Source organism: Aurantimonas sp. DM33-3 (genome assembly GCF_014334315.1).
Lineage (GTDB): Bacteria > Pseudomonadota > Alphaproteobacteria > Rhizobiales > Rhizobiaceae > Aurantimonas > Aurantimonas coralicida.
In genome coordinates this window covers 253300-279529 of sequence record NZ_JACSGS010000002.1, presented here as the reverse complement: position 1 = coordinate 279529, position 26230 = coordinate 253300, and the positions used below count along the sequence as shown (strand labels likewise).

The following is a 26230-nucleotide window of genomic DNA, read 5'->3' as shown; positions in this document are numbered from 1 at the left end:
CAGGCGGTTCGCCGACCCCTTGCGGATCGACGTGAAATGCCGATGTTAGCCCGTCGCACGCCCCCGGCGTCGGATCATTTCCACAAGCCATGCCCCGTGAGAAGGAACCAACAATGACCCATCCCGTCATTGCGGACGGCAATGTCGCCGTCGTCACCGGTGGCGCGTCCGGCATCGGCCTTGCCGCCGCCAAGCGCTTTGCCGCCGCCGGTATGACCGTCTGCCTGGTCGACCGGATCGAGGAGCGGCTCGCCGCCGCCAAGGAGGCCGTCGCCGCCGAAAGCCCGTCCGGCACGGTTCTGACGTCGAACACCGATGTCGGCGACCGCGCCGCGGTCGAGGCGCTGGCCAAGAACCTCTTCGGCCGCTTTGGCACGATTCACCTGCTGTTCGACAATGCCGGCATCCAGCCGGGCAGCAGCATCTTCGGGCCGCAGGCCAATTGGGACGCGGTGCTGCGGGTCAATCTGCACGGCGCCATCCAGGTCGCCCAGATCTTCGGCGAGCGCATGGTGGCCGGCGGCGAGTCCGGGCTGATCGTCGTCAGCGGTTCCAAGCAGGGCATCACCACGCCGCCGGGAGACCCGGCCTACAACGTCTCCAAGGCCGGGCTGAAGGCCTTCACCGAGGCGCTGCAGCACGATCTGCGCAACCGCGAGGGCTGCCGGGTCGAGGCGCGGCTGATGATTCCGGGCTTCGTCTTCACCCCGCTGACGCGGGGCGAGCGGGTCGAGAAGCCCGAGGGCGCCTGGACGCCGGAACAGACCGCCGATTTCATGCTGGAGAAGCTCGGCACCGACGATTTCTACATCCTCTGCCCGGATGGCGAGGTGACCCGCGAGATGGACGAGAAGCGCATCGCCTGGGCGGCGGGAGACATCGTCGAGAACCGGCCGCCGCTGTCGCGCTGGCACAGCGACTGGGCCGAGAAGTTCAAGGCCTGGGCCGCGGGGCGCTGAGGCTCCGGGTTCAATCGCGGTTGCGGGCGAGGGCGAGCAGGCGATCGACGGCGATCACCCGCTGCAGCTCGTCCGCGATTGCGTCCAGCGCCGCTTCGACGCCGTCCCGGTAGCCGGTTTCGGCGGCCTCGAGGCCGAAGCGGGCGAGGAAGCTGCGGCGCCAGCCATCGGCGCCGAACAGCCCGTGCAGATAGGTGCCGAAGATCCGGCCGTCGGGCGACGTCGCTCCGTCCGGCGATCCGTCGATGAGGCAGACCGGCCGGGCGCAGTCGGGACCTGCGGTGCGGCCGAGATGGATCTCGTAGCCGTCGAGCGGCGCCCCGTCGGGGGCGGTGACCCGCGCCTCGCGCACGGTCTTTTCCGGCTCCATGACCGTTTCGACATCCAGCAGCCCCAGCCCCTCGGCCTCGCGCACCGGCCCCTCGATGCCATGCGGATCGCGCACCGTGCGGCCGAGCATCTGGTAGCCGCCGCACAGGCCCACGACATGGCCGCCGCGGGCGTGATGGGCCGCAAGATCCCGGTCCCAGCCATTGGCCCGGAAGGCGGCCAGATCGCCGATGGTGGATTTCGACCCGGGGATCAGCACCAGCGCGGCATGATCCGGCAGCCGGTCGCCGGGCCGCACGAAGACGACTTCGACATCCGGCTCGGCTTTCAGCGGGTCCAGATCATCGAAATTGGCGATCCGGCCGAGCAGCGGCACGGCGACGGTGAGCTTGCGCCCGGCGCCTGGCGCCGACAATCGTTCCAGCGCGACCGAATCCTCGGCCGGCAGCTTCGCCGCGGCGGCAAGATGCGGCACGACGCCGAGGCTTGGCCAGCCGGTGAAGTCGGTGATGGCGGCGAGCCCGTCGTCGAACAGCGAGACGTCGCCGCGAAACTTGTTGATCAGATAGCCGGCGATCTGCCGCCGGTCGGCCTCGGGCAGAATGGCATGGGTGCCGACCAGCGAGGCGATGACACCGCCGCGATCGATGTCGCCGACGAGGATCACCGGCACGTCGGCGGCGGTGGCAAAGCCCATATTCGCGATGTCGTTGGCGCGCAGGTTGATCTCGGCCGGCGACCCGGCGCCCTCGACGATGACGAGGTCGGCGTCGGCGGAAAGCCGTGCGAAGCTGTCGAGCACCGTGTCGAGAAAGCCGGCCTTCAGCCGCTGGTAGTCGCGGCCCTTCGCCTCGCCGGCGACCCGGCCGCGCAGGACGATCTGGCTGCCGGTCTCCGATTGCGGCTTGAGGAGCACCGGGTTCATGTCGACCGTCGGCGGCGTGCCGCAGGCCAGGGCCTGCAGCCATTGCCCACGGCCGATCTCGCCGAAGCCGTCGGTCTCGGGAATCAGCGCCACGGCGGCATTGTTCGACATGTTCTGCGGCTTGAACGGCCGCACCGAGAGGCCGCGCCGGGCAAACAGCCGGCAGAGGCCGGCGACCAGCACGGTCTTGCCGACATCCGATCCGGTGCCCTGGAGCATGATGGCGGGGGTCCGGGGCATGCGGCAGATCCTTGGCGGGGCGGGCAGGCGGCAGGAACGGATGCGGCGTCTCTGCCCCGCAATAGCATTGCTGCGACCGCCGACCCAAGCACCGTTGCCGGGCGCTTCGACCGGGCTCGCGAACACTTCGTTTGACGGCGGGGCGGCTTGCGGTCTAGGCCATGGCTTGAACTGACGGTGCCCGCGTGACGGGCTGAAATCATTCCGGTGCGGCCGACCCAAGCAGGGGGCCAAGACGGAGCTGTCGGACCGAACCGCAGACCGGCTCCGGCCGCCGCGGCTCCTCCGGCTTCGAGATGAGAGGAACGGGGGCGATGAAGGCTTTGATGCTGTGCGGCCATGGCAGCCGCGACCAGGGCGCCATGATCGAGTTCGGCGGGCTCGCCGAGAAGCTGCGCACAAGGCTGCCCGACTGGTCGGTCGAGCACGGCTATCTGGAATTTGCCAAGCCGGTCATCCGCGACGGCCTCGACAAGCTCAAGGCATCCGGCGCCGAGACGGTGCTGGCGCTGCCGGGCATGCTGTTTGCCGCCGGCCACGCCAAGAACGACATCCCTTCCGTCCTCAACACCTATGCCGCGGCCAATGGCCTGCGCATCGAATATGGCCGCGAGCTGGGCGTCGATCTCAAGATGATCCGCGCCGCCGGCGAGCGCATCAAGGAATGCCTGCGCGCCGATGGCTGGCAGGATGGCGAGCCGCTGCACGACACCATGCTGGTGGTGGTCGGCCGCGGCGCCTCGGACCCCGACGCCAATTCCAACGTCGCCAAGGTCATGCGGATGCTGTGGGAGGGCCTCGGCTTCGGCTGGGGCGAGACGGTCTATTCGGGCGTCACCTTCCCGCTGGTCGAGCCGGGCCTCGAACATGCCAGCCGCCTCGGCTACAGCCGCATGGTCGTCTTCCCGTATTTCCTGTTCACCGGCGTCCTGGTGCGGCGGATCTACGACCAGACCGACATCGTCGCCGCCGCCCATCCCGAGATCCGCTTCCTGAAGGCACCCTATCTCGGCGCCCATGATCTGGTGGTGGAGACCTTCGTCGACCGCCTCGGCGAGATCCTCGAGGGCACCAACAACATGAACTGCCAGATGTGCAAGTACCGCGAGCAGGTGCTGGGCTTCGAGGCGGAAGTGGGCCTGGCGCAGGAGAGCCATCACCATCACGTCGAGGGCGTCGGCTCGTCGGCCGACTGCACGCTCTGCGACACGGTCTGCACCGGGGCCTGCCGGACCGCCGCGGCAGCTTCGGGGGCAGCGCATGCCCACGGCCACGATCATGGCCATGACCACGCGCATGACCATAAAACAGCCGCCGATCACGGGCACGGCCATGGGCATGACCATTCCCACGCCGATTCCCACGGCCACCATCACCACGCGGCGCACGATCATGCTCACGGGCACGGTCACGGCCATTCGCATGGTCATGGCGGTGCCGACCACCATCACCACCCCTATCCCCATGCCGACCACCCGCTCGGCCCGCGCTCCATGCGCAAGGGCTGACGGGGTGCCGCACTCCAGCTTCACGAGGATCGGATGACGCCGCTGTTCGACCGCTACGCGATCGTCGACTGGTCCGCATCGAACACGCCGACCACCGGCAAGGATTCCATCTGGATCGCCTTTGCCGAGCGCGAGGGTGCCGAGACGCGTCTCCTTGAAACGGCCAACCCGTCGACCCGCTCGGCGGCCATGGCGATGCTGCGGCAGTTCTTCCGGGACTCGCTGGCCGAGAACAAGCGCGTCTTTGCCGGCTTCGACTTCCCCTTCGGCTATCCCGCCGGGGCGGCCGCGGCGATTGCCGGGACGCCGGACTGGCGCGCTCTGTGGCATTTCCTCGCCGAGGCGATGCAGGACCGCGACGACAATTTCTCCAACCGCTTCGAGGTCACTGGCCGGCTGAACCGCGAGGCGCTGGCCTTCGCGCCGATGTACTGGGGCCGCCCGATGCACCAGGAAGTGCCGGGCCTGCCGGTCGCGCGACCCGAGCCCTATCCGACGGCGCTGCCCGAAAAGCGTCTCGCCGAACAGCGCACCGCCAAGGCGCAGCCGGTCTGGAAGCTCGCATTCGCCGGCAGCGTCGGCAGCCAGGCCATCACCGGCATTGCCCGGCTCGAGCATCTGCGCCGCGATCCCGAATTTGCCGAACACGTGTCGGTCTGGCCCTTCGAGACGCGCTTTGCCGACGATCTCGGCGCGCCGATCGTGCTCGCAGAGATCTATCCGAGCCTCGCGGCGATCGAGAAGGGCGAGAAATCCTGTCTCGACGAGGCGCAGGTAGAAGGGCTGGCGGACATCTTCGCCCGCTTCGACGCCGAGGGCCGCTTCGGCGAGCTTCTGGCGGCGCCGACCGACCTCTCCGAGGCCGAGCGCGGCCGCGTCCTGACCGAGGAAGGCTGGATCGCCGGGCTTGGGCACCGGCTGGCCGAGACGGCGGCCGAGGAGCCGGACGCCTATGTCGCGCCGGGCTCGCGGCTCAACTACCTGCGCGATCCCGCCGCGATCTATGCAGAGAGCTTCCGGCAGATCCGCGCCGAGACCGACCTGTCGAACCTGCCGGAAAACGCCCACGACCTCGCCATCCGGCTGATCCACGCCTGCGGCATGCCCGACATCGTCTCCGACCTCGTCCTGTCGGAGGACGCGATCGAGGCCGGACGCGTCGCGCTCGACCGGGGCGCGCCGATCCTCTGTGATGCCGAGATGGTGTCCCACGGCATCATCTCATCGCGGCTGCGCCAGCAGAACAAGATTGTTTGCCGGCTGAACGATCCACGCACCCGCCGCATCGCCGAGCGCGAGAGCACGACCCGGTCGGCGGCGCAGGTCGATCTGTGGAACGACGTCATGGACGGCGCCATCGTCGCCATCGGCAACGCGCCGACGGCGCTGTTCCGCCTGCTGGAGCGCATCGACGAGGGCGCGGCACGGCCGGCGCTGATCGTCGGCCTGCCGGTCGGCTTTGTCGGCGCGGCCGAATCCAAGGCCGAGCTGGTGCGCGACCCGCGCGGCATTCCCTTCGTGACCCTGACCGGCCGGCGCGGCGGCAGCGCCATGGCAGCCGCGGCGGTCAACGCACTGGCACAGGGGCTCGAATAGGCCATGACCGACGCGGCCCAGCCCTGGCTGACGGTGGTGGGGATCGGCGATGGCGGGCTCGACTCGCTGTCGTCGGAAGCGCTGGACGCGCTGCGTGCCGCCCGGACGATCTTCGGCGGCGAACGCCATCTGGCGATGCTCGACGATTTCAGCGCCCAGCAGATCACCTGGGAAAAGCCCTTCGGCGATTCCATGATCGCGCTGCAGGCCTGTGCCGGCTCGCCGACCGTGGTGCTGGCGACCGGTGATCCGATGTGGTTCGGCGTCGGCGCGACGCTGACGCGCCATGTCGACCCGGCCGAAATGCGGGTGCTGCCGTCGCCCTCGGCCTTCCAGCTGACCGCCGCCGCCCTCTGCTGGCCGCTGGCCGACTGCCAGTGCCTGACCGTGCACGGACGCCCGCTCGAGACGGTATCGCGGCATCTGACGCCGGGCGCCCGGCTGCTGATCTATTCGGCGGACGGGAGCTCGCCGCAGGCTCTCGCGCGGCTCCTCACCGGGCGCGGCTACGGACCCAGCCGGATCGTCGTCTGCGAGCATCTGGGCGGCACCCGCGAGCGCATTCGCGCGACGGTCGCGGCCGATTTCGACCTGACGGGCATCGCCGACCTCAACACCGTGGCGGTGGAATGCGTCGCCGGCCGGGCCGCCGAACCGCGGCCGCTGGTGCCGGGGCTTGCCGACGACGCCTTCGTCAATGACGGCAAGATGACCAAGCGGGTCCTGCGCGGCCTCGCCATCTCGGCATTGCAGCCGCTGCCGGGCCATCTCCTGTGGGATGTCGGTGCGGGCTCGGGCTCGATTTCGGTGGAATGGCTGCGCACGGCGCCGGGCATGGCGGCAATCGCCATCGAGCCGGTCGCGGAGCGTCTGGCCATGGTCCGCGAGAATGCGGAGGCGCTGGGCGTGCCGGAACTTCACATCGTCGAGGGGACCGCCCCGGACGCCTACGCTGATCTGCCGGCCCCGGACGCAATCTTCATCGGCGGCGGCCTGACCGACGGCGTGTTCGACGCCGCCTGGGAAGCGCTGAAACCGGGCGGGCGGATGGTCGCCCACGCGGTCACGCTGGAATCCGAAGCGATCCTGCTCGACCTCCATGCGCGGCTCGGCGGCGAGCTGATGCGCATCCAGGTCGACCGGGCCGAAAAGGTCGGGCCCTATCGCGGCTTCCGGCCGGCCATGCCGGTCATCCACTGGCATGTGACCAAGAGCGACCGCCCGTGAGCGCGCCCGGTACCCTCTACGGGCTGGGCGTCGGGCCGGGCGATCCGGAACTCCTGACGCTGAAGGCGCTGCGCATCCTAAAGGCCGCGCCGGTGATCGCCTATCCCGCGCCGGACCACGGCACGAGCTTTGCCCGCGCCATCGTCGAAGGCTATCTGACCGGCGCGCAAGAGGAGATCGCCATCGTGGTGCCGATGCGCACCGAGCGCTTTCCCGCCGCCGCCATCTACGACGAGGCCGCGGCACGGATCGGCGACCGGCTGGCCGCCGGCCAGGATGTCGCGGTGTTCTGCGAGGGCGATCCGTTCTTCTACGGCTCCTTCATGTATCTGTTCGAGCGCCTGTCGGGCCGCTTTCCGGTCGAGATCGTGCCCGGCGTCTCCTCGGTGATGGCCGCCACAGCCGCGTCGCGCCGCCCGCTGGCCGCCCGCAACGACATCCTGACGGTGATCCCCGGGCCCCTCGACGACGACGTCCTGCGCCAACGGATCGAAGCGTCCGAGGCCTTCGCGATCATGAAGCTCGGGCGGCATTTCGGCCGCGTGAAGGCGCTGCTCGGCGCGATGAAGCTGACCGACGCCTGCGCCTATTGCGAGCGCGTGACCCTGCCCGAGGAGCGCATCATGCCGCTGGCCGACGTGACGGGCGACGCCCCCTATTTCTCGATGATCCTCGGCTATCGCGGTGCCGAGCCCGGCATTCGGGACGCGGTCATCCAGCGTCGGGAGACCGCGCAATGACGAGCCCGGCCATCATAATCCTGTCCGACGCCGCGCGGCCGCTCGCGGATCGTCTTGCGGCATGTCTTGCCGGCGAGATCCACGGCGCTGCCGGTCGCTGCCTTGACGCGCCGGTTCGCTTCGAGGCCGCCGGTCCGCATCTGCAGGCGCTGTTCCGGGAGGGCCGGCCGATCGTCGCGCTGATGGCGGCGGGGGCGCTGATCCGCATCCTCGCGCCGCTGCTGTCGGACAAATCCGCCGAGCCGCCCGTCGTCGCCGTCGCCGAGGACGGCTCCGCCGCCGTGCCGCTGCTCGGCGGCCATCACGGCGCCAATGATCTCGCCCGGACCATCGCGGACGAACTCGGCGGCGTCGCCGCCGTCACCACCGCCGGCGACCTGCGCTTCGGCGTTGCGCTCGATGCGCCGCCGGCCGGCTGGCGTCTGAACAACCCGCAGGATGCCAAGCCCGCCATGGCGGCGCTCGTCGCCGGTGCCCATGCCAAGCTGGACGGCGAAGCCGCGCCTGCCGCCGACTGGCTGACCGCCTCGCGGATTCCCTTTGCCGCGGATGGCGCGGTACGCCTGCGCGCCAGCATGGAAGCAGGGGGACCGAACGCCGGCGAATTGCTCTACCGGCCGCAGAGCCTCGTTCTCGGCATCGGCAGCGAGCGCCATGCGCCGGCCGAGGAGGCCATCGCACTGGCCGAGGCGACGCTTGCCGAAGCCGGCGTCAGCCCGCTGGCGCTGGCGGCCATTGCCTCCATCGACCTGAAGGCGGACGAACCGGCGGTTCATGCGGTGGCCGCGCATTTCGGCGTGCCGGCGCTGTTCTTTGCCGCCGCCGAGCTGGAGGCCGAGGCGCCTCGCCTCGCCACGCCCTCGGAGATTGTCTTTGCCGAGACCGGCTGCCACGGCGTTGCCGAGGGTGCGGCGCTGGCATCCGTCGGGGCGGATGGCCGCCTGCGCCTCGCCAAGCGCAAGAGCCGCCGCGTCACCGCTGCGCTCGCCGAGGCGCCTCGGCCGCTGGACGCAGGCCGCATCGGCCGGGCACGGGGCAGGCTCTCGGTGGTCGGCATCGGCCCGGGCGGCGCCGAATGGCGCTCGCCGGAGGTCAGCGACATGGTCGCCGCCGCCAGCGATCTCGTCGGCTATTCGCTCTATCTTGACCTGCTCGGTCCGCTGGCCGACGGCAAGACGCGTCACGATTTCGACCTCGGCGAGGAGGAGGCGCGGGTGCGCCACGCCATGGAGCTGGCCGGCAAGGGCCGCGACGTGGCGCTGGTCTGCTCGGGCGATGCCGGCATCTACGCCATGGCGACATTGGTCTTCGAGCTCCTCGACAAGGACGGCGTGTCCGCCGATGCCAGGCGCATCGCCATCGAATGCTCGCCGGGCATCTCGGCGTTGCAGGGCGCCGCTGCCCGCGCCGGGGCGCCGCTCGGCCACGATTTCTGCACCATCTCCCTCTCCGATCTGCTGACGCCCTGGGACGACATCCAGCGACGGGTGCGCGCGGCGGGCGAGGGCGATTTCGTCATCGCCTTCTACAATCCCGTCTCGCGCAAGCGCCGCACCCAGCTCGCCTTCGCCCGCGACGAACTGCTCAAGCATCGGCCGGCCGACACCCCCGTGATCCTCGCCACCAATCTCGGCCGCACCGGCGAACGCCTGCGTGTCGTGCCGCTGAACGCCCTCGACGTCGATGATGTCGACATGCTGACCGTGGTGATCGTCGGCTCGTCCGACACGCGCACCGTCACCACCGGCGACGGGCGGGAATGGGTCTATACGCCCCGCGGCTATGCCGGGAAGGCCGGCACCGGCATGGCGGAGAGCCCTCGAAAGGACAACGCGGCATGACCGTCCATTTCATCGGCGCCGGACCCGGCGCGCCCGACCTGATCACCGTGCGCGGCCTGCGCCTGATCGAATCCTGCCCGGTCTGCCTCTATGCCGGCTCGCTGGTGCCCGAGGCGGTGGTGAAGGCAGCGCCCGAGGGGGCGAAGGTGCTCGACACCGCGCCGATGACGCTGGACGAGATCGTCGACGAGATGGCGGCGGCGCATGAACGCGGCGAGGACGTGGCGCGGGTGCATTCCGGCGATCCCTCGCTCTACGGCGCCATCGCCGAGCAGATCCGTCGCCTGAAGGCGCTCGACATCCCCTTCGACATCACCCCCGGCGTGCCGGCCTTCGCCGCCGCCGCGGCAGCGCTGCAGACGGAGCTCACGGTTCCGGAAATCTGCCAGACGGTGATCCTGACGCGCACGGCGATGAAATCGTCGAAGATGCCGGAGGGCGAGGAACTGTCGACGCTGGGCCAGAGCGGCGCGACGCTGGCGATCCACCTGTCGGTGCGCAATATCCCCCATATCCAGCGCGAGCTCCTGCCGCTGCCGGCCTATGGCGAGGATTGCCCGGCGGTGATCGCCTATCGCGTCGGCTGGCCCGACGAGGCGTTCATCCACGGCACGCTGGGCGACATTCACCGCAAGGCGCGCGAGGCCAAGTTGACCCGCACCGCACTGATCTTCGTCGGCCGGGCGCTGGGCGCCGAGGACTTCATCGATTCCAAGCTCTACGACGCGGGCCACGTCCATGTGCTGCGGCCGAGGCGCAAGCAGGCCGCGGTCTAGGCGGCGATGTCGAGGAGCGCGAGAACCGCGTCGAGCGAGCCGGCCAGCGGCGGCGACGGGGCCGGGGGCCGCGCGATCATCACCACCGGCAGGCCCAGCCGGCGCGCCGCGGCGACCTTGGCGTATGACCTCGCGCCACCGGAATTGCGGCAGACGAGATGCGTGACGCCGAGCCGGCGCAGCAGCGCGGCTTCGGTCTCAGCGTCTGAGGATGGCCGGCCGAGGACGATCTCGGCGGCAAACGCCAAGGGCGGCTCCGGTGGATCGATCATCCGCACGACGGGCGTCAGGTCCGGGCGATGGGCGAAGGGCGCGAGATGCTGCCGACCGAGCGCGAGGAACGGCCTTGCGCCCATGGGCAGGGCGTCCCGCGCAGAGCCAAGGCAATCGACGTCGATCCAGTTGTCGCCGGGGCGCGTGTCCCAGGCCGGGCGGACGAACGCGATCCGTCGGACGCCGGCAAGCGTCGCGGCCCTGGCGGCGTTGCGCGAGATGCCGGCGGCGAAGGGGTGGGTGGCATCCACCAGCCAGCTTGCGCCCGCCTCCCGCAGGAAGGCCGCCAGCCCCTCGGCGCCGCCGAAGCCGCCGATGCGGATCTCGCAGCCCGCAGGAAGGATCGGCCGGGCCGTGCAGCCGGCGAGCGACAGCAGGATCCGCAGCGCGGGCTCGCTCGCGCAGAGCCGGCTTACCAGCGCGTTCGCCTCTGCGGTGCCGCCGAGGATCAGGATCGTCTCAGCCGGTGCGGGCAACCACGCCTCCGGCCCGGTCGACGACGATGATGTGGGGCGTGACGGGGGCACCGCGCAGGATGGCAGCGGCGCTGCCCTGCGCCCGCACCGCGATCGCGGCCGCCAGATCGATGTTCTCGGCTGCGCACAGATCGAGCACGGCCTTGGCCGTGTTGGCGCCGAGGATCGTCTCTCGCAGCGCGGCGCCGCGTTCGGGCGCGATCGTCTCGGCCAAGCTGGCGAGGAAGGCGAAGTCCACCTGGCTGCGACCCGAATGCAAATCCATCGCGCCCTGGGCCAGCTTGGTCAGCTTGGCGAAGCCGCCGGCGATGGTGACGCGGGGCACCGGATGGGCGCGCAGATATTTGAGCAGCCCGCCGGCAAAGTCGCCCATGTCGAGATAGGCAATCTCCGGCAGCTCCGGATGCAACGCCCGCGCGGCGTCCTCGCTGGCCGAGCCGGTGGCGCCGACCACATGGTCAAGCCCGGCCGCCCGCGCCACGTCGATGCCGCGGTGGATGGAGTGGATCCAGGCCGAGCAGGAGAAGGGGTGGACGATCCCGGTCGTGCCGAGGATCGACAGGCCGCCGAGAATACCGAGGCGCGGGTTCCAGGTTTTCGCCGCCAGCGCCTCGCCATCGGTGACCGACAGGCTGATCTCGACATCCGCCGAGCGTCCATGTTCGCCGCAGAGTGCCGCGACGACGTCGCGCATCATCTGACGCGGCACCGGATTGATCGCCGGTTCGCCGACCGCGATGGGCAGGCCCTCGCGGGTCACCGTGCCTACGCCGGACCCGGCGCGAAAGACCACGCCGGAGCCGTGCGCGCCAAAACGGATCGTCGCGACGATCTCGGCGAGATGGGTGACGTCGGGATCGTCGCCGGCATCCTTGATGATCGCCGCCATGGCGCCGTTGCCGGCCAGTTCGGTTCGGTTCAGCGCGAAGGCCGGCGTCTCGCCCTTGGGCAGGGTGATCGTCACCGGATCGGGAAAATCGCCGGTCACAAGCGCGGTGAGGGCCGCCTTGGTGGCTGCGGTGGCGCAGGCGCCCGTGGTCCAGCCGCGGCGCAGGCTTTCGCCCTTGTCGCGGGACCCGTCCGTCCTGTCGTCGCCGAGATTGAAGCCCATCGGCGCCTTATAGGCGGGGCGGTGGCCGGCGGAAAGCGTCCGGTTGCCGATGCGGGGCCGGAGGCCGGACGATGAGCGGACTGATGATCGCTGCGCCCCATTCGAGCGCCGGCAAGACCAGCGTGACCCTCGGGCTCCTGCGGGCCCTGCGTCGCCGCGCCATCGCGGTCGGATCGGCCAAGGCCGGGCCGGACTATATCGACCCCGCCTTCCATGCCGCCGCCAGCGGCGCGCCCTGCGTCAATCTCGATCCCTGGGCGATGCGGCCGGCGCTGCTTGATGGGCTGGCGGCAGAAGCCCGCCAGAGGGATGGCCTTGTCGTCGAGGCGATGATGGGCCTGTTCGACGGCGCGGCCGATGGCAGCGGTTCGGCCGCCGATCTCGCGGCCGAGCTCGGCCTGAAGATCGTGCTGGTCGTCGACTGCGCCCGCCAGTCCCATTCGGTGGCGGCGCTGGTGCGGGGCTTCGCCAGCCATCGCGGGGATATCCGGATCGCGGGCCTGATCCTCAACCGTGTCGGCTCGCCGCGCCATACCGCGCTGCTCACCGAGGCGCTGGCACCGCTTGGCATTCCGGTTCTGGGCGTGCTGCCGAGACAGGGTGATCTCGCCCTGCCCGAGCGCCATCTGGGGCTGGTGCAGGCCGGCGAGCACGCCGATCTCGACGCCTTCCTCGACCGGGCCGCCGACTGGATTGACGCCGGCTGCGACGTGCCGGCCCTTGCCGCTCTGGCCAGCGGCGAGGATTCGGAGCGCAGCCTTGTTGCGGCAACACCGCTCGCCCCGCTCGGCCGCCACATCGCGCTCGCCCGCGACGCGGCCTTCGCCTTTGCCTATCCGCATCTCATGGATGGCTGGCGCCGGGCCGGGGCCGAACTGTCCTTCTTCTCGCCGCTGGCCGACGAGGCGCCCGACGGCCGCGCCGACGCGATCTATCTGCCGGGCGGCTATCCGGAGCTCCATGCGGGGCGGATCGCCGGGGCCGGCCGCTTCAAGGCAGCCATGCTGGCCGCGGCGGCGAGGGGCGTTGCGATCTACGGCGAGTGCGGCGGCTACATGGTGCTGGGCGAGGCGCTGACCGATGCGGAGGGCGACACCCATCCGATGCTCGGCCTCTTGCCGCTGCGCACGAGCTTTCGCGAGCGCCGGCTGCATCTCGGCTATCGTCGCCTGACGCCCTGCGGCCCCGGCCCCTGGGCCGGTTCGCTGCGGGCGCATGAGTTTCACTACACGGCCATCGTCTCGGAAGGGCCGGGCGCGCCGCTGTTCACCGCCGAGGATGCACGCGGCGCGGCACTGGGCGATTACGGCCAGCGACGGGGAAGCGTCTTCGGCTCCTTCCTTCATCTCATCGACGCGGAGGCGTGATGGCGTCGCCCGATCCCAAAGCGCTCCAGCATGGCGGGGCACTGGATGCGGCGATCGCCCGCCATGGCGGGGCGCGGGCCGACTGGCTCGACCTGTCGACCGGCATCAATCCGTCGCCGCCCCCTCTGCCGGAACTCGATCGGACGCTCTGGCAGCGGCTCCCCGAGGCCGGGCTGGAGCGCGAGGCGCTGGCGGCGGCACGACGCTGCTACGGCGCGCCCGACATGGCCGGCATCGTCGCCGCGCCCGGAACGCAGGCGCTGATTGCGGCGCTTCCGCATCTCTTCGCACCGACAGATGTCGCGATCCTCGCGCCGACCTATTCCGAGCACGCCCTGACCTTCGCCGTCGCTGGCCACCTGGTCACCCGCTTCGCGCGGCTGGAAGAGGTAGCTGGCACGGCGCGGATCGTGGTGGTCGTGAACCCGAACAATCCCGATGGCCGCGTCTTCGAGCCAGCGGAACTGCTTGCCCTCGCCGATCGGCTGGCCGCGCGGGATGGCCTGCTGGTCGTCGACGAAGCCTTTGCCGATGTCGATGGGTCCTGCTCGCTCGCGCCCTGCACGGGGCGCGACGGGCTGCTGGTCTATCGCTCCTTCGGCAAGTTCTTCGGTCTGGCGGGGCTGCGCCTCGGTTTCGCACTGACGACGCCGGCCCTCGCCGAGCAGCTCGGGGAGAGGCTCGGCACCTGGGCGGTCTCCGGACCGGCGCTTGCTATCGGCGCGGCGCTGCTGGGCGATAAGGCTCTCGTGGCAAAAACGCGGGCCGGCATCCTGCGGCAGCAAAGGCGTCTGAGGGCCACGCTCGGCGCCGTCGGCCTGCCGCTGGTGGGCGGCACCGGCCTGTTCGCCACCGTCGCGCACCCGGGCGCCCACGATCTCTTTGCTGCACTCTGTCGGCGCCGCATCCTCACCCGTCCGTTCCGGACGCCCGGCGACTGGCTGCGCTTCGGCAACCCGGCGGATGGGGCAGAGGCCGCGCGTCTCGAAACGGCATTGCGCGCGGCGCTCGCCGAAGTCGACGGCGCGCGATGAGCCTGCATTTCGCCCTGCTTCTTGCCGGGACGGGGCTGGACCGGCTGGTGGGCGACCCGGATTGGCTCTGGCGCCGCCTGCCGCATCCGGTGGTCCTGTTCGGCAAGGCCGTCGATGCGCTGGATGCGAGGCTCAACCGCGAGGGCTATTCCCAGGCCCGCCGGCGACGGAACGGCTTTTTCGCCGCCGCGATCCTCGTCGGCGGAGCGGCCGCGATCGGCCTTGTCCTGTCGCGCGTCTTCGCCATGGCGGGACCGCTCGGCTGGGTGCTGGAGATCCTCGTTCTGGCGGTTTTCCTCGCCCAGAAGAGCCTCGTCGACCATGTGCGCGCCGTCGCCGACGCGCTGGAGGGCGAGGGGCTGGCCGGGGGACGGCGGGCAGTGGCGATGATCGTCGGCCGCGATCCAGATGCGCTGGACGAGGCCGGCGTCTGCCGGGCGGCCATCGAGAGTCTGGCCGAGAACGCTTCGGACGGGGTGGTGGCACCGTTCCTCTGGTATCTGGTCTTCGGCCTGCCGGGGCTGCTGGCCTACAAGGCGGTCAACACCGCCGATTCGATGATCGGCCACATGAATGCCCGCTACCGCGCCTTCGGCTTTGCCTCGGCCAAGCTCGACGACGTCATGAACTGGCCGGCGGCGCGGCTCACCGCACTGCTCTTCGCCCTCGCCGCCGCGTTTCGCGCCCGCCGCCTGTCTCTCATCGGATCAATCATGGCGATTGCCCGGCGCGATGCGCCGCGGCACCGCTCGCCCAATGCCGGCTGGCCCGAGGCGGCGGTCGCTGCCGCCCTCGATCTGTCGCTGGGCGGCCCGCGGCGCTACGGCGAGCTTGTGGTCGATGCGCCGATGCTCAATCCGGCGGGACGGCGCGGCGCGAATGTTGCGGACATCGCGGCGGCGATCGGCCTGTTCGGCGGGATGGCCAATCTTCTCCTGTCGATCGCGGCGCTCCTCGCGCTCTCAGCCTGGACCCTCGGCCTGTGAACGTCTCAGCCGATGGAGATGGCAAGGCCGGTGAGAGCCGCCAGCTCGACGAGCTGCTGCGCGGCACCGAGGCAATCGCCGGTCTGGCCGCCGAGCCGGCGCATGATGAAGCGACGGAAGCCGAAAAGGGTCAGCGCCCCGAAGGCGTAGCCGGCCAGTGTCGTCCCGATGCCGCAGGCAAAGAGACCGCCGGCGAGATAGAGGATCGTGCCGATCGTGAGCGAAAGCCGACCGGTGCGGGTGTCGGGCCGGCCGACGCGGTCGGCGAGGCCGCCGGGATCGGCCGAGACGAGCGACGACCACAGCCAGGCCATGGCGCCGCGACTGGCCGCCGCGACGGCAACCAGCGCAAGCGCGGCGCTGGGGGCTCCATGGCTGCCCGCGAGTTCGGCGACGAGGGCGATGCGCAGGACAACCGACAGGACGAGCGCCAGCGCGCCATAGCTGCCGACCCGGCTGTCCTTCATGATCGCCAGCGCGCGTTCGCGCTCGTGATGGCCGCCGAGGCCGTCGGCGACGTCGCCCAGCCCGTCCTCGTGCAGGGCACCGGTGGTGAACACCAGCGCGGCGACGGCAAGCGTTGCGGCGACCAGCGGCGACAGGCCGAGCGCGGCGGCCATCAGCAAAACCAGCGCCGCCGGCAGCGCGGCGATGACGCCCGCCACCGGAAAGGCGTGGGTATCGTCACCGAGGGGGTGATGGCCGGTGAAGGCCCACGGGACCGGCGGCATCCGGGTGAGGAAAGCGAGGCTGCGCAGCGTCGCGGCGACATATCGTTCCATGGCGGCCCTTGCTCCCCGCGCGCGGCTGCGCCATTGCGGCCGCAACGCTTTCCATTCCCGAGCGGCGCCGCGCGCCGTCAACGTTCCGGAACCTAGAGGATTCGCTCCATGTCCACCACCGGACTGCCCTTCGACGACATTCGCGATCTGGTGCGCCGCATGCCCGGCCCCGACGTGGCCGCGGTGAACGCCAAGCGCGAGCGCGAGGCGCAATTGACCAAGCCGGCCGGCGCCCTCGGCCGCATGGAGGAACTGTCGGAGTGGCTGGCCGCCTGGCAGGGGCGCCAGCCGGCCGTGCGGCGCCCGCTGGTCGCGGTCTTTGCCGGAAATCACGGCGTCACCCGGCAGGGAGTCTCACCCTTTCCGCCCGAGGTGACGGCACAGATGGTGTCGAACTTCGCGGCCGGCGGCGCGGCGATCAACCAGATCTGCGCGGCCTACGATCTCGGCCTGAAGGTGTTCGACCTGGCGCTGGAAGTGCCGACGAAGGACATCACCGAAGAAGCGGCGATGGACGAGCGCACCTGCGCGGCCACCATGGCCTTCGGCATGGAGGTGCTGGCCGGCGAGCCCGACCTCTTGTGCATCGGTGAGATGGGGATTGGCAACACCACCGTCGCGGCGGCGATCTTCACGGCGCTGTTCGGCGGCGAACCGGGCGACTGGGTGGGCCCCGGCGCGGGACAGGATTCCGCCGGGGTGGAAAAGAAGGCCGAGGTCGTGGCCCGGGCCCTGGCATGCCACGCGGGGCATCTGTCGGATCCGCTGGAGGTGCTGCGGCGCCTCGGCGGACGCGAGATCGCTGCGATGGCCGGTGCGATCCTCGCCGCGCGCATGCAGAAGGTGCCGGTGATCGTCGACGGGTTCGTCTCGACCGCGGCGGCGGCGGTGCTCCACGCCATGGACCCGCAGGCCCTCGATCATTGCCTGTTCGGCCATGTCTCGGCCGAGCCGGGACATATCCGGGCGCTGGAGACGATGAACAAGGTGCCGCTGCTCGCCCTCGGCATGCGGCTCGGAGAGGGCACCGGTGCGGCGCTGGCCGCCGGCATCGTCAAGGCGGCGGCCGAATGCCATTCCGGCATGGCGACCTTCGAACAGGCGGCGGTCTCGAACCGGGTCTAGGCCCGCGCCAGCTCGCCGGGGGCGATCCCGGCGACGGCCTGCTGCATGGCGTCGCTCGTTTGCATGAGAGCCCGGGCGGCCTCGGCCGTCATGGGGCGGCCGAGGAGATAGCCCTGGGCCGTTCCGCAGCCGAGGTCGAGCAGGCGAGCCAGCTGCTCCTCGCTTTCCACGCCTTCGCCGGTGGTGGCGATCGACAGGTCCTTGGCCATCATGGTGACGGCCCGCAGCACCGCCAGCGAACTGACATCGTCGGGCGCGGAATCGATGAAGCTGCGGTCGATCTTGATCCGGTCGAGATCGAATTCGCGCAGATGCGCCAGCGACGAATAGCCAGTGCCGAAATCGTCCATCGCGATGCGCACGCCAAGGCTGCGCAGGGCGGTCAGGGTCGCGTTGATCCGGCGGCCGTCGTCGACCATGGCCGTTTCGGTCAGCTCCAGCTCCAAGCGTTGCGCTGTCAGCCCATGCTCGGCCAGCGCCCTCGTCACCTGCCGCAGCATGTCGGTCTTGTGCAGCTGGACCGGCGAGACGTTGACGGACACGTAGAGTTCGCCGGGCCAGTTGCTGGCCTCGCGGCAGGCTTCGTTCAGCACCCATTCGCCGATCTCGGTGATCAGCCCGGTCTCCTCGGCCAAGGGGATGAAGTCGACGGGCGAGATCAGGCCAAGGGTCGGATGGGTCCAGCGGATCAGCGCTTCGAAGCCGACGAGTTCGCGCGTCGGCAGGTTGAACAGCGGCTGATAATTCAGCGAGAACTGGCCCTCCTTCAACGCCCGGACCATGTCCATTTCCAGGTCCCGGCGCTTGACCGCATCCTCCATCATGCCGCTTTCGTAGCGCTCGATGCGGTTGCGGCCGTTCTTCTTGGCCTTGTAGAGGGCAAGGTCCGCCTGACGGACGACCAGGTCCGGGTCGTCCACGTCGTCGGCCGTGGCGAGGCCGACGCTGCAGCCGATGCTGATGCGGTGCTTGTCGGCCGTGAAGGGGCGCTCGAAGCCTTCGACCACGCGGCGCGCCAGCGTATCGCTGTGTTCGTCGTCGCCCGGCAGGATCGCCAGCTCGTCGCCACCGAGGCGGAAGATCAGATCGTTCGGATCGCAGCAGGCCCGCAGCCGGTCCGCGACCTGGATGAGCAGCGCGTCGCCGACCGGATGGCCGAGTGTGTCGTTGACCGCCTTGAAGCGATCGAGGTCGATCATCACGATGGTGGTCGGCTTGGCCGAATCGAAGCGCGCCTTCAGCTCGTCCTGGAAGCTGCGGCGGTTCGGCAGTCCGGTCAGCGCGTCGTGATAGGCCATGTGCGTGATCGTGGCCTGAACCTGCCGGGCCTCGGTCATGTCGTCATAGGTCAGGATCGCGCCGCCGTCGGCCATCGGGCAGCAGGCCACCCCGATGACCCGGCCGTCGGCGAGGTGGTGTTCGACCCGGGTGATGGTGGAGCGGCGCATCCAGACGGTGTGATTGTCGATCACCCGGTCGATCCGCGCGGCGTCCCAGCCCGCCTTGTGGCCGAAATTGTCGAGGAAGGACGACAGCGCCAGCCCCGAGCGCAATTCGTTCGGGCCGATGCCGAGCAGCTCGTAGGCGCGCTCGTTATGCAGCGTGATGATCCCGTCCGGCCCGACCATGACGAGGCCGTTCGACATGTTCTGGAGCGCCGCCGACAGGACGCGCAGATGCTCCGCCGCGTCAGCGGCCGCCGCCCGCGACGAGGCGTCCAGCTTCTCGCCGTTCACGGCCAGGATGAAGGCGGTGATGAAGATCATCAGCGCGGCGAGGGCGACGAAGGCCGACAGGGTCACCGGTTCGACGATCCAGACCTCGGCGGCCGGGGCGGCGCTGAGGGTCAGGCCCGCAATCGCGATGAAATGCAGGAAGCAGACACCCAGCACCATCAGCGTGGCGACGGCGAGGCGCTGCTTGCCACGTGGCTTCATCGACATGGCCGCGGCGAAGAACCCGGCGCCGGCGAAGAGCGAGATCAGCGTGACCAGTGGATCGTAGGCGGCGAGGCACCCCTGCAACGCGCTCATGCCGGTGAAGTGCATGGCACCGACCCCGAGGCCGGCGATCGCGCCGAGCGCCATCCGCGCAGCCCGGGAATGCACCAGGACGGTTGCTGCCAGGGGCAGGCCGACGAACAGGATGCCGACGAACACCGACACGATCGTGACCATGGGATCGTAGCCGAGAATGACGTCGGGCCGGAAGCCGAGCATCGCCACGAAATGGGTCGTCCAGACGCCGAGGCCGGCGACCGCGGCGCTGACCGCCATCCATTTGTAGCGCCGGCCGCCTTCGACCGAGCTGGCGCGGTCGAGAACGGTCAGGACGATCGCGGCCATGATGGCGCAGACGACGAGTGCCGTCGCCACGAAACCAAGGGAATGGTCGACGAGAAAGTTCTGCCCAAATGCGGCCAAGGAAACACCTGTCGCCGATATCCGGCCGTTTGGATCGGCAAACCGATCGCGACGCTGAAACTAAGACGGCCGGACTTTGCCCTCCCTTCCGTGAAGGAAATGTAAAATTGACAGTAATGACAGGTGGTCAGGCGCGATGGCCGTCGTGCCGGCCGGCGCCCGGAGCTCTTCCCTGAACGTGTCGGCATCGGCGATGCGACGCGCCGCCACTGCACAAAACTGCGGCGGCGGCTTGCAGCGGATGCGGCGCGCGGGCCGTCTCCGGTCAGCGCACCACGAAGACGGATGCGGAGGTGTGCGTGGCCAGATGGCCCGCATGGGATGTGAAGAGATGGTCCGGCAGCCCCGGCACATGCGAGGCCATGACCACGAGGTCCGCGCCGCATTCGTCGATCGCGTCCAGAAGGGTGCGGCCCAGCTCGACGCTCGGATCGTGGCGGACATAGGCCTTCGACGTCTGCTCGACGCCGTGGTCGCGGGCCTGGCCCGCCGCGAAGGCCTCCAGCTTGCCGGCATATTCCTCCGGCGTATGGGCGACGCCGGACGGCGCGTTGGAGGTCACGCCGACATAGTGAACGGGGATATTGTAGAGGCTGGCGAGACCGGCGGCCGTCTTCAGCGCCTTGTCGAGCTTGTCGGCATGGGTGAGGTCCACGGGGATCATGATCCTGGCATACATGGCGGTCTCCTTCGCGTTCGGGCTTCGACCGATATGCGCATGGCGCGGCGGCCGAAGGATTGACGGCGATCAAGTGTCCGTCCGGATGCTCGCGATGACCCGGACGTGCGTCCGCTGGTCTGAGGTCACATAAGACCCTCGGTCTTCACGTCGAACCCGCGGCGACAGAGGCCCCTGTCAGCCGGCGGCGAAGACCGCACGCTCGGCGCTGACGCAGTCGCGGATGAAGTCGGCGACGGCGGCGATCCGGCGGATGTCGCGGACGCTCTCGTGATAGACCAGCCAATAGCTGCGATGGATCGTCTCTTCCGGCAGGATACGCGTGAGCTGGGGGCGATCGGCGGCCATGAAGCCATGCAGGATGCCGATCCCCGCGCCGGCCGCCACGGCCTCGGTCTGGCCGATCGCGCTCGAGACCTCGTAATGCGCCGGCCAGTGGGCGACGATGTCGGTGTGGTAGGCGAGCCGCGGGCTGTAGAGGAGGTCCTCCACCGCGCCGACGAGACGGTGCCGGCCGAGCTCGGCGAGCGAGGCCGGGGCGCCATGGGCGGCGATGTAGCCGCGTGAGGCGTAGAGGCCGAGCGCATAGTCGGTGAGCTTGCCGGCGACGAGCCGTCCGGCTTCGGGACGGGCGACGGTGATCGCGATGTCGGCCTCGCGGCGCGAGATCGAGAAGGCGCGCGGCACCGGCACGAGCTGGACGGTGAGGTCGGGGTGGCGTTCGGTCAGCCGCCAGAGGCGGGGGGCGAGGAACGCCGTGCCGAAACCGTCGGGCGTTCCCACCCGCACCGTGCCCGAGAGCGCCAGTTCGGTGGCGCCGATATCGGCGCGGGCCGCCAGCATGGCCGCTTCCATGCGCTCGGCCTGTTCGAGGAAGTCGCGGCCGGTGGGCGTCAGCTCGCAGCCATTCGGGCGCCGGTCGAGAAGCCGGGCGCCGAGGGCCGTTTCGAGCGCCGTCAGCCGCCGGCCGACGGTTGCGTGATTGAGTTCCAGCCGCCGCGCCGCCGCCAGGATCTGGCCGGCCCGTGCCACCGCGAGAAACAGCCTGACATCGTCCCAGTTCACGTCCGATCTTCTTCAATCGTTGCCAAGGACATCAATCTACGCACAACGGATGCGCAAAGCGAAGGATTGGCTTTCATCGCTGGCTGCGCGAAGACTGAGGGCAACACCCGCAACAGGAGGAAACCGGATGGAACAGATCGGACATTTCATCGGCGGCAAACGCGTCGCCGGCACGAGCGGCCGCACGGCCGACGTCTTCAATCCGGCTACCGGCGAGGTCCAGGCCCAGGTTGCGCTGGCAAGCGCCGACGAGCTGACCGCGGCGGTCGCGAATGCCAAGGCGGCGCAGCCGGCCTGGGCGGCGACCAACCCGCAGCGCCGCGCCCGCGTGATGATGAAGTTCGTCGAGCTTCTGAACCGCGACATGGACAAGCTGGCCGAGGTGCTGTCGCGCGAGCATGGCAAGACCATTCCCGACGCCAAGGGCGACGTGCAGCGCGGCCTCGAGGTCGCCGAGTTCTGCATCGGCGCGCCGCATCTCCTGAAGGGCGAGTTCTCCGAAGGCGCCGGCCCCGGCATCGACCTTTATTCGATCCGCCAGGCGCTGGGCGTCGTGGCCGGCATCACGCCGTTCAACTTCCCGGCGATGATCCCGATGTGGAAGTTCGCTCCGGCGATCGCCGCCGGCAACGCCTTCATCCTGAAGCCGTCCGAGCGCGACCCGTCGGTGCCGATCATGCTGGCCGAGCTGATGATCGAGGCCGGCCTGCCCGAGGGCATCCTCAATGTCGTCAACGGCGACAAGGGCGCGGTGGACGCGATCCTCGACGATCCCGACATCCAGGCCATCGGCTTCGTCGGCTCGACGCCGATCGCCCAGTACATCTATTCGCGCGGTTGCGCGAACGGCAAGCGCGTCCAGTGCTTCGGCGGCGCCAAGAACCACATGATCATCATGCCGGACGCCGACATCGACAAGGCGGCGGACGCCCTGATCGGTGCCGGCTACGGCGCAGCCGGCGAGCGCTGCATGGCAGTATCCGTGGCCGTCCCGGTCGGCAAGGAGACCGCCGATCGCCTGATGGAGAAGCTGATCCCGCGGGTCGAGGCGCTGAAGATCGCGCCCTATACGGCCGGCGACGACGTCGACATGGGACCGCTGGTCACCCGCGAGGCGCAACAGCGCGTGCTGGGTCTGATCGACCGGGGTGTCGAAGAGGGCGCCAAGCTCGCCGTCGACGGCCGCGGCTTCAAGATGCAGGGCTACGAGAACGGCTTCTTCGTCGGCGCCTGCCTGTTCGACGACGTCACCAAGGACATGGACATCTACAAGACCGAGATCTTCGGTCCGGTCCTGTCGGTGGTGCGCGCCAAGGACTACGAGGAAGCGATCGACCTGCCGATGAGCCACGAATACGGCAATGGCGTCTCGATCTACACCCGTGACGGCGACGCCGCCCGCGACTTCGCCAGCCGCATCAATATCGGCATGGTCGGCGTCAACGTGCCGATCCCCGTGCCGCTGGCCTACTACACCTTCGGCGGCTGGAAGGCCTCGGGCTTCGGCGACCTCAACCAGCACGGACCGGACGCCTTCCGCTTCTACACCCGCACCAAGACGGTCACGAGCCGCTGGCCGTCGGGGATCAAGGACGGTGCCGAGTTCGCCATGCCGGTCATGCGGTAGGGGTGACCCACAGGACAGAATGCAGAACGGGCGCCATCGGCGCCCGTTTTCGCATGACCGGACGAGACCGTCAGACCGGGCGGCGGGTCTTCAGGATCGGCGTCAGCGGCTCGTCCGGCGTGGCCATGGCGCCGCGCGCGCTGTCGGCCGCCGCGTCGCTGCTGCGGACCGTGACCTTCTGGGCAACGCGCCACCAGTCGAGATAACGCGCGAGGCCGAAGAGGATCGCGAGGCCGGCCAGCACCATCGGCGTGTCGAACCAGATCGACGGTTCCGAACCATGCTTCAGCACCTGGCCGCACAGTGACAGAACGGTACCGACCGCGAAGACCGGCAGCGAATGGCGACCCAACATGGTGAAGATGTTGTCGCGCGAGATGTTGGCGAAGGGCGAGGTCGCCGCGGCATTGGCGAAGAGGTAGCAGATCGCCATCACGTGCAGCAGCCGGGTCAGGCTGACATAGGTCTTGTCGAAGCCGGTGATCAGCACCGGCAGCGGGCTCTGGCCCCAGAACCACCACAGGCCGAAGCGGATGGTCAGGAAGGCCAGCAGCGCATAGGCGAGCGCCAGCGCGTAGAGCCACGGCCGGTACGGCACGGCGACGCCCGTCTCGCGGCGGTTCAGGCCGCAATAAAGGCCGACGGCGAAGATCAGCTGCCAGGAGAACGGATTGAAGAACCAGCCGCCCGGCAGCGGGAAGGCCGGCACGTCGATCGCCCAGACATAGGCGACGACCCACAGCAGGACGGCGCCGGCGAGCATCGCGCCGCGGCTGATCTGCGCCAGCGCCAGATGCAGCGGCAGCATCAACAGGAGCACGCAATACATCGGCAGGATGTTCACATAGCCGAGCTGGTGGCCGAGGCCGGCAACGCCGATCATCGTTTCCATCGGCATGGTGATGAAGGAGCGCAGCCCGATCGTGCGCATCATGTCGCCATAGCCGAGCGCCAGCGCCGCCCAGGAGAAGATGCCGATGGCGGCCACCGTCAGGGTGATGTGGACGAGGTAGAGCACGCCCGCCCGGCGCCACGCCTTCAGCGTCGCCGCGACCCGTTCGCCCGCCAGGAACAGCGGGGCATAGGCATAGGCCGAGGCAAAGCCCGCCAGGAAGACGAACAGTTCGGCCGCGTCGGAGAAGCCGAAATTGCGGGAGGTGAAGTTCTCCCAGACATTGCCCGGGATGTGGTTGACGAAGATCATCGCGAGCGCGATGCCGCGCCAGAAGTCCACCCGGTAATCGCGGGGTGATTTCAAGGCAGTACGGGTGACAGCGGTCATCGTCTCGGGGGCAGCCTCATGCGGGATCGGGCAGCACCGGTGCCACCGACACTGTGGCTTTCTCAAGGTCGGCGCCGGCCGAAAGACGGGCCAGCCGCTCCTGCCAGAGGGCATAGCTGCGGATCACCGGCTCCGGATCGGACTCGAAGGGGGTCTCGAACAGGCGCTGGCGACGCACCCAGTCGCCCAGCGCCGGGTTGCCGGTGGCGCTGATCAGGACCGGCGCCGCAACGAGGGGCAGCGCGATCGGCAGGGTCCACAGGACGAGGTTCGGGGCGTAGTTGATCGTGGCGAACAGCACGAGGCCGCCCGCCAGCACCATCCACCAGCTCGCCTTGAAGGCGGCGTCGAGCGGCAGGCTGCCGTCGGCGCGCTCGGTCGACGGCCAGCCGGCATCGGCGCCGATCAGGATCTCGGCCACGGCCTTCGACTGGAACATCATCATCACCGGGGCGAGGATGCTGGTCATCACCAGCTCCGCCGTCGCGCCGGCCAGCACTGCCAGGGTCCCGCCGAACCGCCGACGCCGGGCGGTGAAGGCGCTGCCGACCGCGATCAGCGTCTTGGGCAGAAGCAGCAGCACGAAGATGCCGAAGAGCAGGAGCAGCGCCTTGCCGGTTTCGGGGCGCGGGAACACCGGGAACAGGGAATCGGCCGGGAAATAGTTCGGCTCCGGCGCCAGGATCGGGTCCAGCAGGCTGACGATCAGGAACATCAGCCAGATCGGCGAGGCGGCATAGGCCATGATCCCGCTGGCGAGCGAGACGCGGCTCCACAGCTTCAGCCCGGGCGCGGCGAGGAGCTTGCCGTGCTGCAGATTGCCCTGGCACCAGCGGCGGTCGCGCTTGGCATATTCGATGATGTTGGCCGGGGCTTCCTCGTAGGAGCCTTCGAGGTCCGGATCGACCTGCACCTTGTAGCCGGCCCGCGCCAAGAGCGCCGCCTCGACGGAATCATGGCTGAGGATATGGCCGCCGAAGGGCGGGCGGCCGTGCAGGTCGGGCAGGCCGCAGGACGCCGCGAAGGCGCGCACGCGCAGGATGGCGTTGTGGCCCCAGAACGGCCCCTCGCGGCCCTGCAGCACCGCGATTCCGCGCGAGAAGACCGGCGAGAACAGGGCTGCGGAAAACTGCAAGGCACGCCCGAACAGGGTGCGCCGGCCGATGATCAGCGGCTGGGTCTGCAACAGGCCGAGTTCGGGGTCGCCATCCATCCGGGCGACCATCTCCACCATGGTCTCCGGCCGCATCAGGCTGTCGGCGTCGAGCACCAGCATGTAGTCGTAGGCACCGCCGCTGGTGGTCACGAAGTCGGCGATGTTGCCGGCCTTGCGGCCGACATTCTTCTCGCGGTTGCGGTAGTAGAGCCGGCCGGCTGCGCCGAGTTCGGCGAGCAGCATATCGACGCCGCGCCGTTCGGCGGCGACGTTCTCGGCCTTGGTGGAATCGCTGAGGATGTAGAAGTCGAAGGCGTCGAGCCCGCCAATGCTGCGCAGGCCTTCATACATGGCACCGACGCGCGCCAGCACCGCTTCGGCGTCCTCGTTGTAGACGGGGACGAGGATGGCGGTGCGGCTGACATGGCCGGGCAGCGCCCGGCGGCGCGGCGGCGCGCCGGACGACATGATGCCGGCCAGCGCCATGTTGAAGCCCCAGGCGAGCCAGAGGCAGCACAGCACGAGCAGGCTGATCTGCACGATGTGCAGATAGGTCACCCCGTTCACCGTCACGACGATGAAGAACAGCGAAGCTGCGATCGCCGCCAGCACGACGGAGGCCAAGGCGAAGAGAAGACGCTGAGCCGTGATCAACGCGGTGTCCGTCGGTGAGATGGTGCCACGGCCCGGATCACACAGGGC

General features: G+C 69.6%; 21 protein-coding genes. 12 read left to right on the top strand and 9 right to left on the bottom strand.

Features of this window, described 5'->3' with window-relative positions; genetic code table 11:
* Positions 1–113: 113 nt before the first annotated feature.
* The gene (locus H9Q09_RS04070; protein ID WP_187389983.1) at positions 114–959 is read left to right on the top strand and encodes an SDR family NAD(P)-dependent oxidoreductase; all 846 of its coding nucleotides are present in this window, start codon (positions 114–116) and stop codon (positions 957–959) included.
* Positions 960–969: 10 nt separating this feature from the next.
* Here the strand turns inward: H9Q09_RS04070 and H9Q09_RS04065 are convergent, their stop codons facing one another.
* Positions 970–2454: a cobyric acid synthase gene (locus H9Q09_RS04065; protein ID WP_187389982.1), complete on the bottom strand. Its 1485-nt coding sequence runs from the start codon at positions 2452–2454 to the stop codon at positions 970–972.
* A gap of 314 nt (positions 2455–2768) precedes the next feature.
* Between H9Q09_RS04065 and H9Q09_RS04060 the strand changes: the two genes are divergently transcribed.
* Genes H9Q09_RS04060 through cobM form a run of 6 tightly spaced genes read left to right on the top strand, consistent with a single transcriptional unit; the run spans position 2769 to position 10142 of the window.
* The gene (locus tag H9Q09_RS04060; RefSeq protein WP_246715989.1) at positions 2769–3962 is read left to right on the top strand and encodes a sirohydrochlorin chelatase; all 1194 of its coding nucleotides are present in this window, start codon (positions 2769–2771) and stop codon (positions 3960–3962) included.
* 33 nt (positions 3963–3995) lie between these two features.
* The gene (locus tag H9Q09_RS22740) at positions 3996–5558 is read left to right on the top strand and encodes a precorrin-8X methylmutase (RefSeq protein WP_348646272.1); all 1563 of its coding nucleotides are present in this window, start codon (positions 3996–3998) and stop codon (positions 5556–5558) included.
* 3 nt (positions 5559–5561) lie between these two features.
* Positions 5562–6785 carry a precorrin-6y C5,15-methyltransferase (decarboxylating) subunit CbiE gene (cbiE, locus tag H9Q09_RS04050; protein ID WP_187389980.1) on the top strand — a complete coding sequence of 408 codons (1224 nt, stop codon included), beginning with the start codon at positions 5562–5564 and terminating at the stop codon, positions 6783–6785.
* On the top strand, positions 6782–7525 hold the full coding sequence (gene cobI, locus H9Q09_RS04045; RefSeq protein ID WP_187389979.1) for a precorrin-2 C(20)-methyltransferase: 744 nt from the start codon (positions 6782–6784) through the stop codon (positions 7523–7525). The genes cbiE and cobI overlap by 4 nt, the downstream gene beginning before the upstream one ends.
* Positions 7522–9366, top strand: coding sequence for a precorrin-3B C(17)-methyltransferase (cobJ, locus tag H9Q09_RS04040; RefSeq protein ID WP_187389978.1), 1845 nt, complete (start codon positions 7522–7524; stop codon positions 9364–9366). The genes cobI and cobJ overlap by 4 nt, the downstream gene beginning before the upstream one ends.
* Complete coding sequence (gene cobM, locus H9Q09_RS04035) at positions 9363–10142, top strand: precorrin-4 C(11)-methyltransferase (protein WP_024349420.1); 780 nt, start codon at positions 9363–9365, stop codon at positions 10140–10142. The genes cobJ and cobM overlap by 4 nt, the downstream gene beginning before the upstream one ends.
* Here the strand turns inward: cobM and H9Q09_RS04030 are convergent.
* The gene (locus H9Q09_RS04030) at positions 10139–10891 is read right to left on the bottom strand and encodes a cobalt-precorrin-6A reductase (RefSeq protein WP_187389977.1); all 753 of its coding nucleotides are present in this window, start codon (positions 10889–10891) and stop codon (positions 10139–10141) included. The genes cobM and H9Q09_RS04030 overlap by 4 nt on opposite strands.
* The gene (locus H9Q09_RS04025) at positions 10875–12002 is read right to left on the bottom strand and encodes a cobalt-precorrin-5B (C(1))-methyltransferase (RefSeq protein WP_187389976.1); all 1128 of its coding nucleotides are present in this window, start codon (positions 12000–12002) and stop codon (positions 10875–10877) included. Before H9Q09_RS04025 ends, H9Q09_RS04030 begins: the two co-directional genes overlap by 17 nt.
* 71 nt (positions 12003–12073) lie before the next feature.
* Here H9Q09_RS04025 and H9Q09_RS04020 point away from each other — a divergent pair, with 71 nt between their 5' ends.
* Genes H9Q09_RS04020 through cbiB form a run of 3 tightly spaced genes read left to right on the top strand, consistent with a single transcriptional unit; the run spans position 12074 to position 15389 of the window.
* Positions 12074–13369 (top strand): cobyrinate a,c-diamide synthase, encoded by a 1296-nt coding sequence (locus H9Q09_RS04020; RefSeq protein WP_187389975.1) that lies wholly within the window; start codon positions 12074–12076, stop codon positions 13367–13369.
* Positions 13369–14403, top strand: a complete 1035-nt coding sequence (gene cobD / locus H9Q09_RS04015; protein ID WP_187389974.1) for a threonine-phosphate decarboxylase CobD — start codon at positions 13369–13371, stop codon at positions 14401–14403. The genes H9Q09_RS04020 and cobD overlap by 1 nt, the downstream gene beginning before the upstream one ends.
* Positions 14400–15389 carry an adenosylcobinamide-phosphate synthase CbiB gene (cbiB, locus tag H9Q09_RS04010; protein WP_187389973.1) on the top strand — a complete coding sequence of 330 codons (990 nt, stop codon included), beginning with the start codon at positions 14400–14402 and terminating at the stop codon, positions 15387–15389. The genes cobD and cbiB overlap by 4 nt, the downstream gene beginning before the upstream one ends.
* Before the next feature lie 5 nt (positions 15390–15394).
* On the opposite strand, the gene H9Q09_RS04005 is transcribed toward cbiB, so the two are convergent.
* Positions 15395–16171, bottom strand: a complete 777-nt coding sequence (locus H9Q09_RS04005) for an adenosylcobinamide-GDP ribazoletransferase (protein WP_187389972.1) — start codon at positions 16169–16171, stop codon at positions 15395–15397.
* Positions 16172–16279: 108 nt separating this feature from the next.
* Between H9Q09_RS04005 and cobT the strand changes: the two genes are divergently transcribed.
* Complete coding sequence (gene cobT / locus H9Q09_RS04000) at positions 16280–17296, top strand: nicotinate-nucleotide--dimethylbenzimidazole phosphoribosyltransferase (RefSeq protein ID WP_187389971.1); 1017 nt, start codon at positions 16280–16282, stop codon at positions 17294–17296.
* On the opposite strand, the gene H9Q09_RS03995 is transcribed toward cobT, so the two are convergent.
* From H9Q09_RS03995 to H9Q09_RS03985, 3 genes are all read right to left on the bottom strand, one after another.
* Positions 17293–19719 (bottom strand): EAL domain-containing protein, encoded by a 2427-nt coding sequence (locus H9Q09_RS03995; protein WP_187389970.1) that lies wholly within the window; start codon positions 19717–19719, stop codon positions 17293–17295. The genes cobT and H9Q09_RS03995 overlap by 4 nt on opposite strands.
* A gap of 265 nt (positions 19720–19984) precedes the next feature.
* Complete coding sequence (locus tag H9Q09_RS03990) at positions 19985–20398, bottom strand: universal stress protein (protein WP_187389969.1); 414 nt, start codon at positions 20396–20398, stop codon at positions 19985–19987.
* 177 nt (positions 20399–20575) lie between these two features.
* Positions 20576–21463 (bottom strand): LysR family transcriptional regulator, encoded by an 888-nt coding sequence (locus tag H9Q09_RS03985; RefSeq protein WP_187389968.1) that lies wholly within the window; start codon positions 21461–21463, stop codon positions 20576–20578.
* 127 nt (positions 21464–21590) lie between these two features.
* Here H9Q09_RS03985 and H9Q09_RS03980 point away from each other — a divergent pair, with 127 nt between their 5' ends.
* Positions 21591–23090: a CoA-acylating methylmalonate-semialdehyde dehydrogenase gene (locus H9Q09_RS03980; protein WP_024349431.1), complete on the top strand. Its 1500-nt coding sequence runs from the start codon at positions 21591–21593 to the stop codon at positions 23088–23090.
* A gap of 70 nt (positions 23091–23160) precedes the next feature.
* On the opposite strand, the gene H9Q09_RS03975 is transcribed toward H9Q09_RS03980, so the two are convergent.
* Both H9Q09_RS03975 and mdoH read right to left on the bottom strand, forming a co-directional pair.
* Positions 23161–24348 carry an OpgC domain-containing protein gene (locus H9Q09_RS03975; RefSeq protein WP_246715988.1) on the bottom strand — a complete coding sequence of 396 codons (1188 nt, stop codon included), beginning with the start codon at positions 24346–24348 and terminating at the stop codon, positions 23161–23163.
* Positions 24349–24388: 40 nt separating this feature from the next.
* On the bottom strand, positions 24389–26182 hold the full coding sequence (mdoH, locus tag H9Q09_RS03970) for a glucans biosynthesis glucosyltransferase MdoH (protein ID WP_187389966.1): 1794 nt from the start codon (positions 26180–26182) through the stop codon (positions 24389–24391).
* Between the last annotated feature and the right edge of the window lie 48 nt (positions 26183–26230).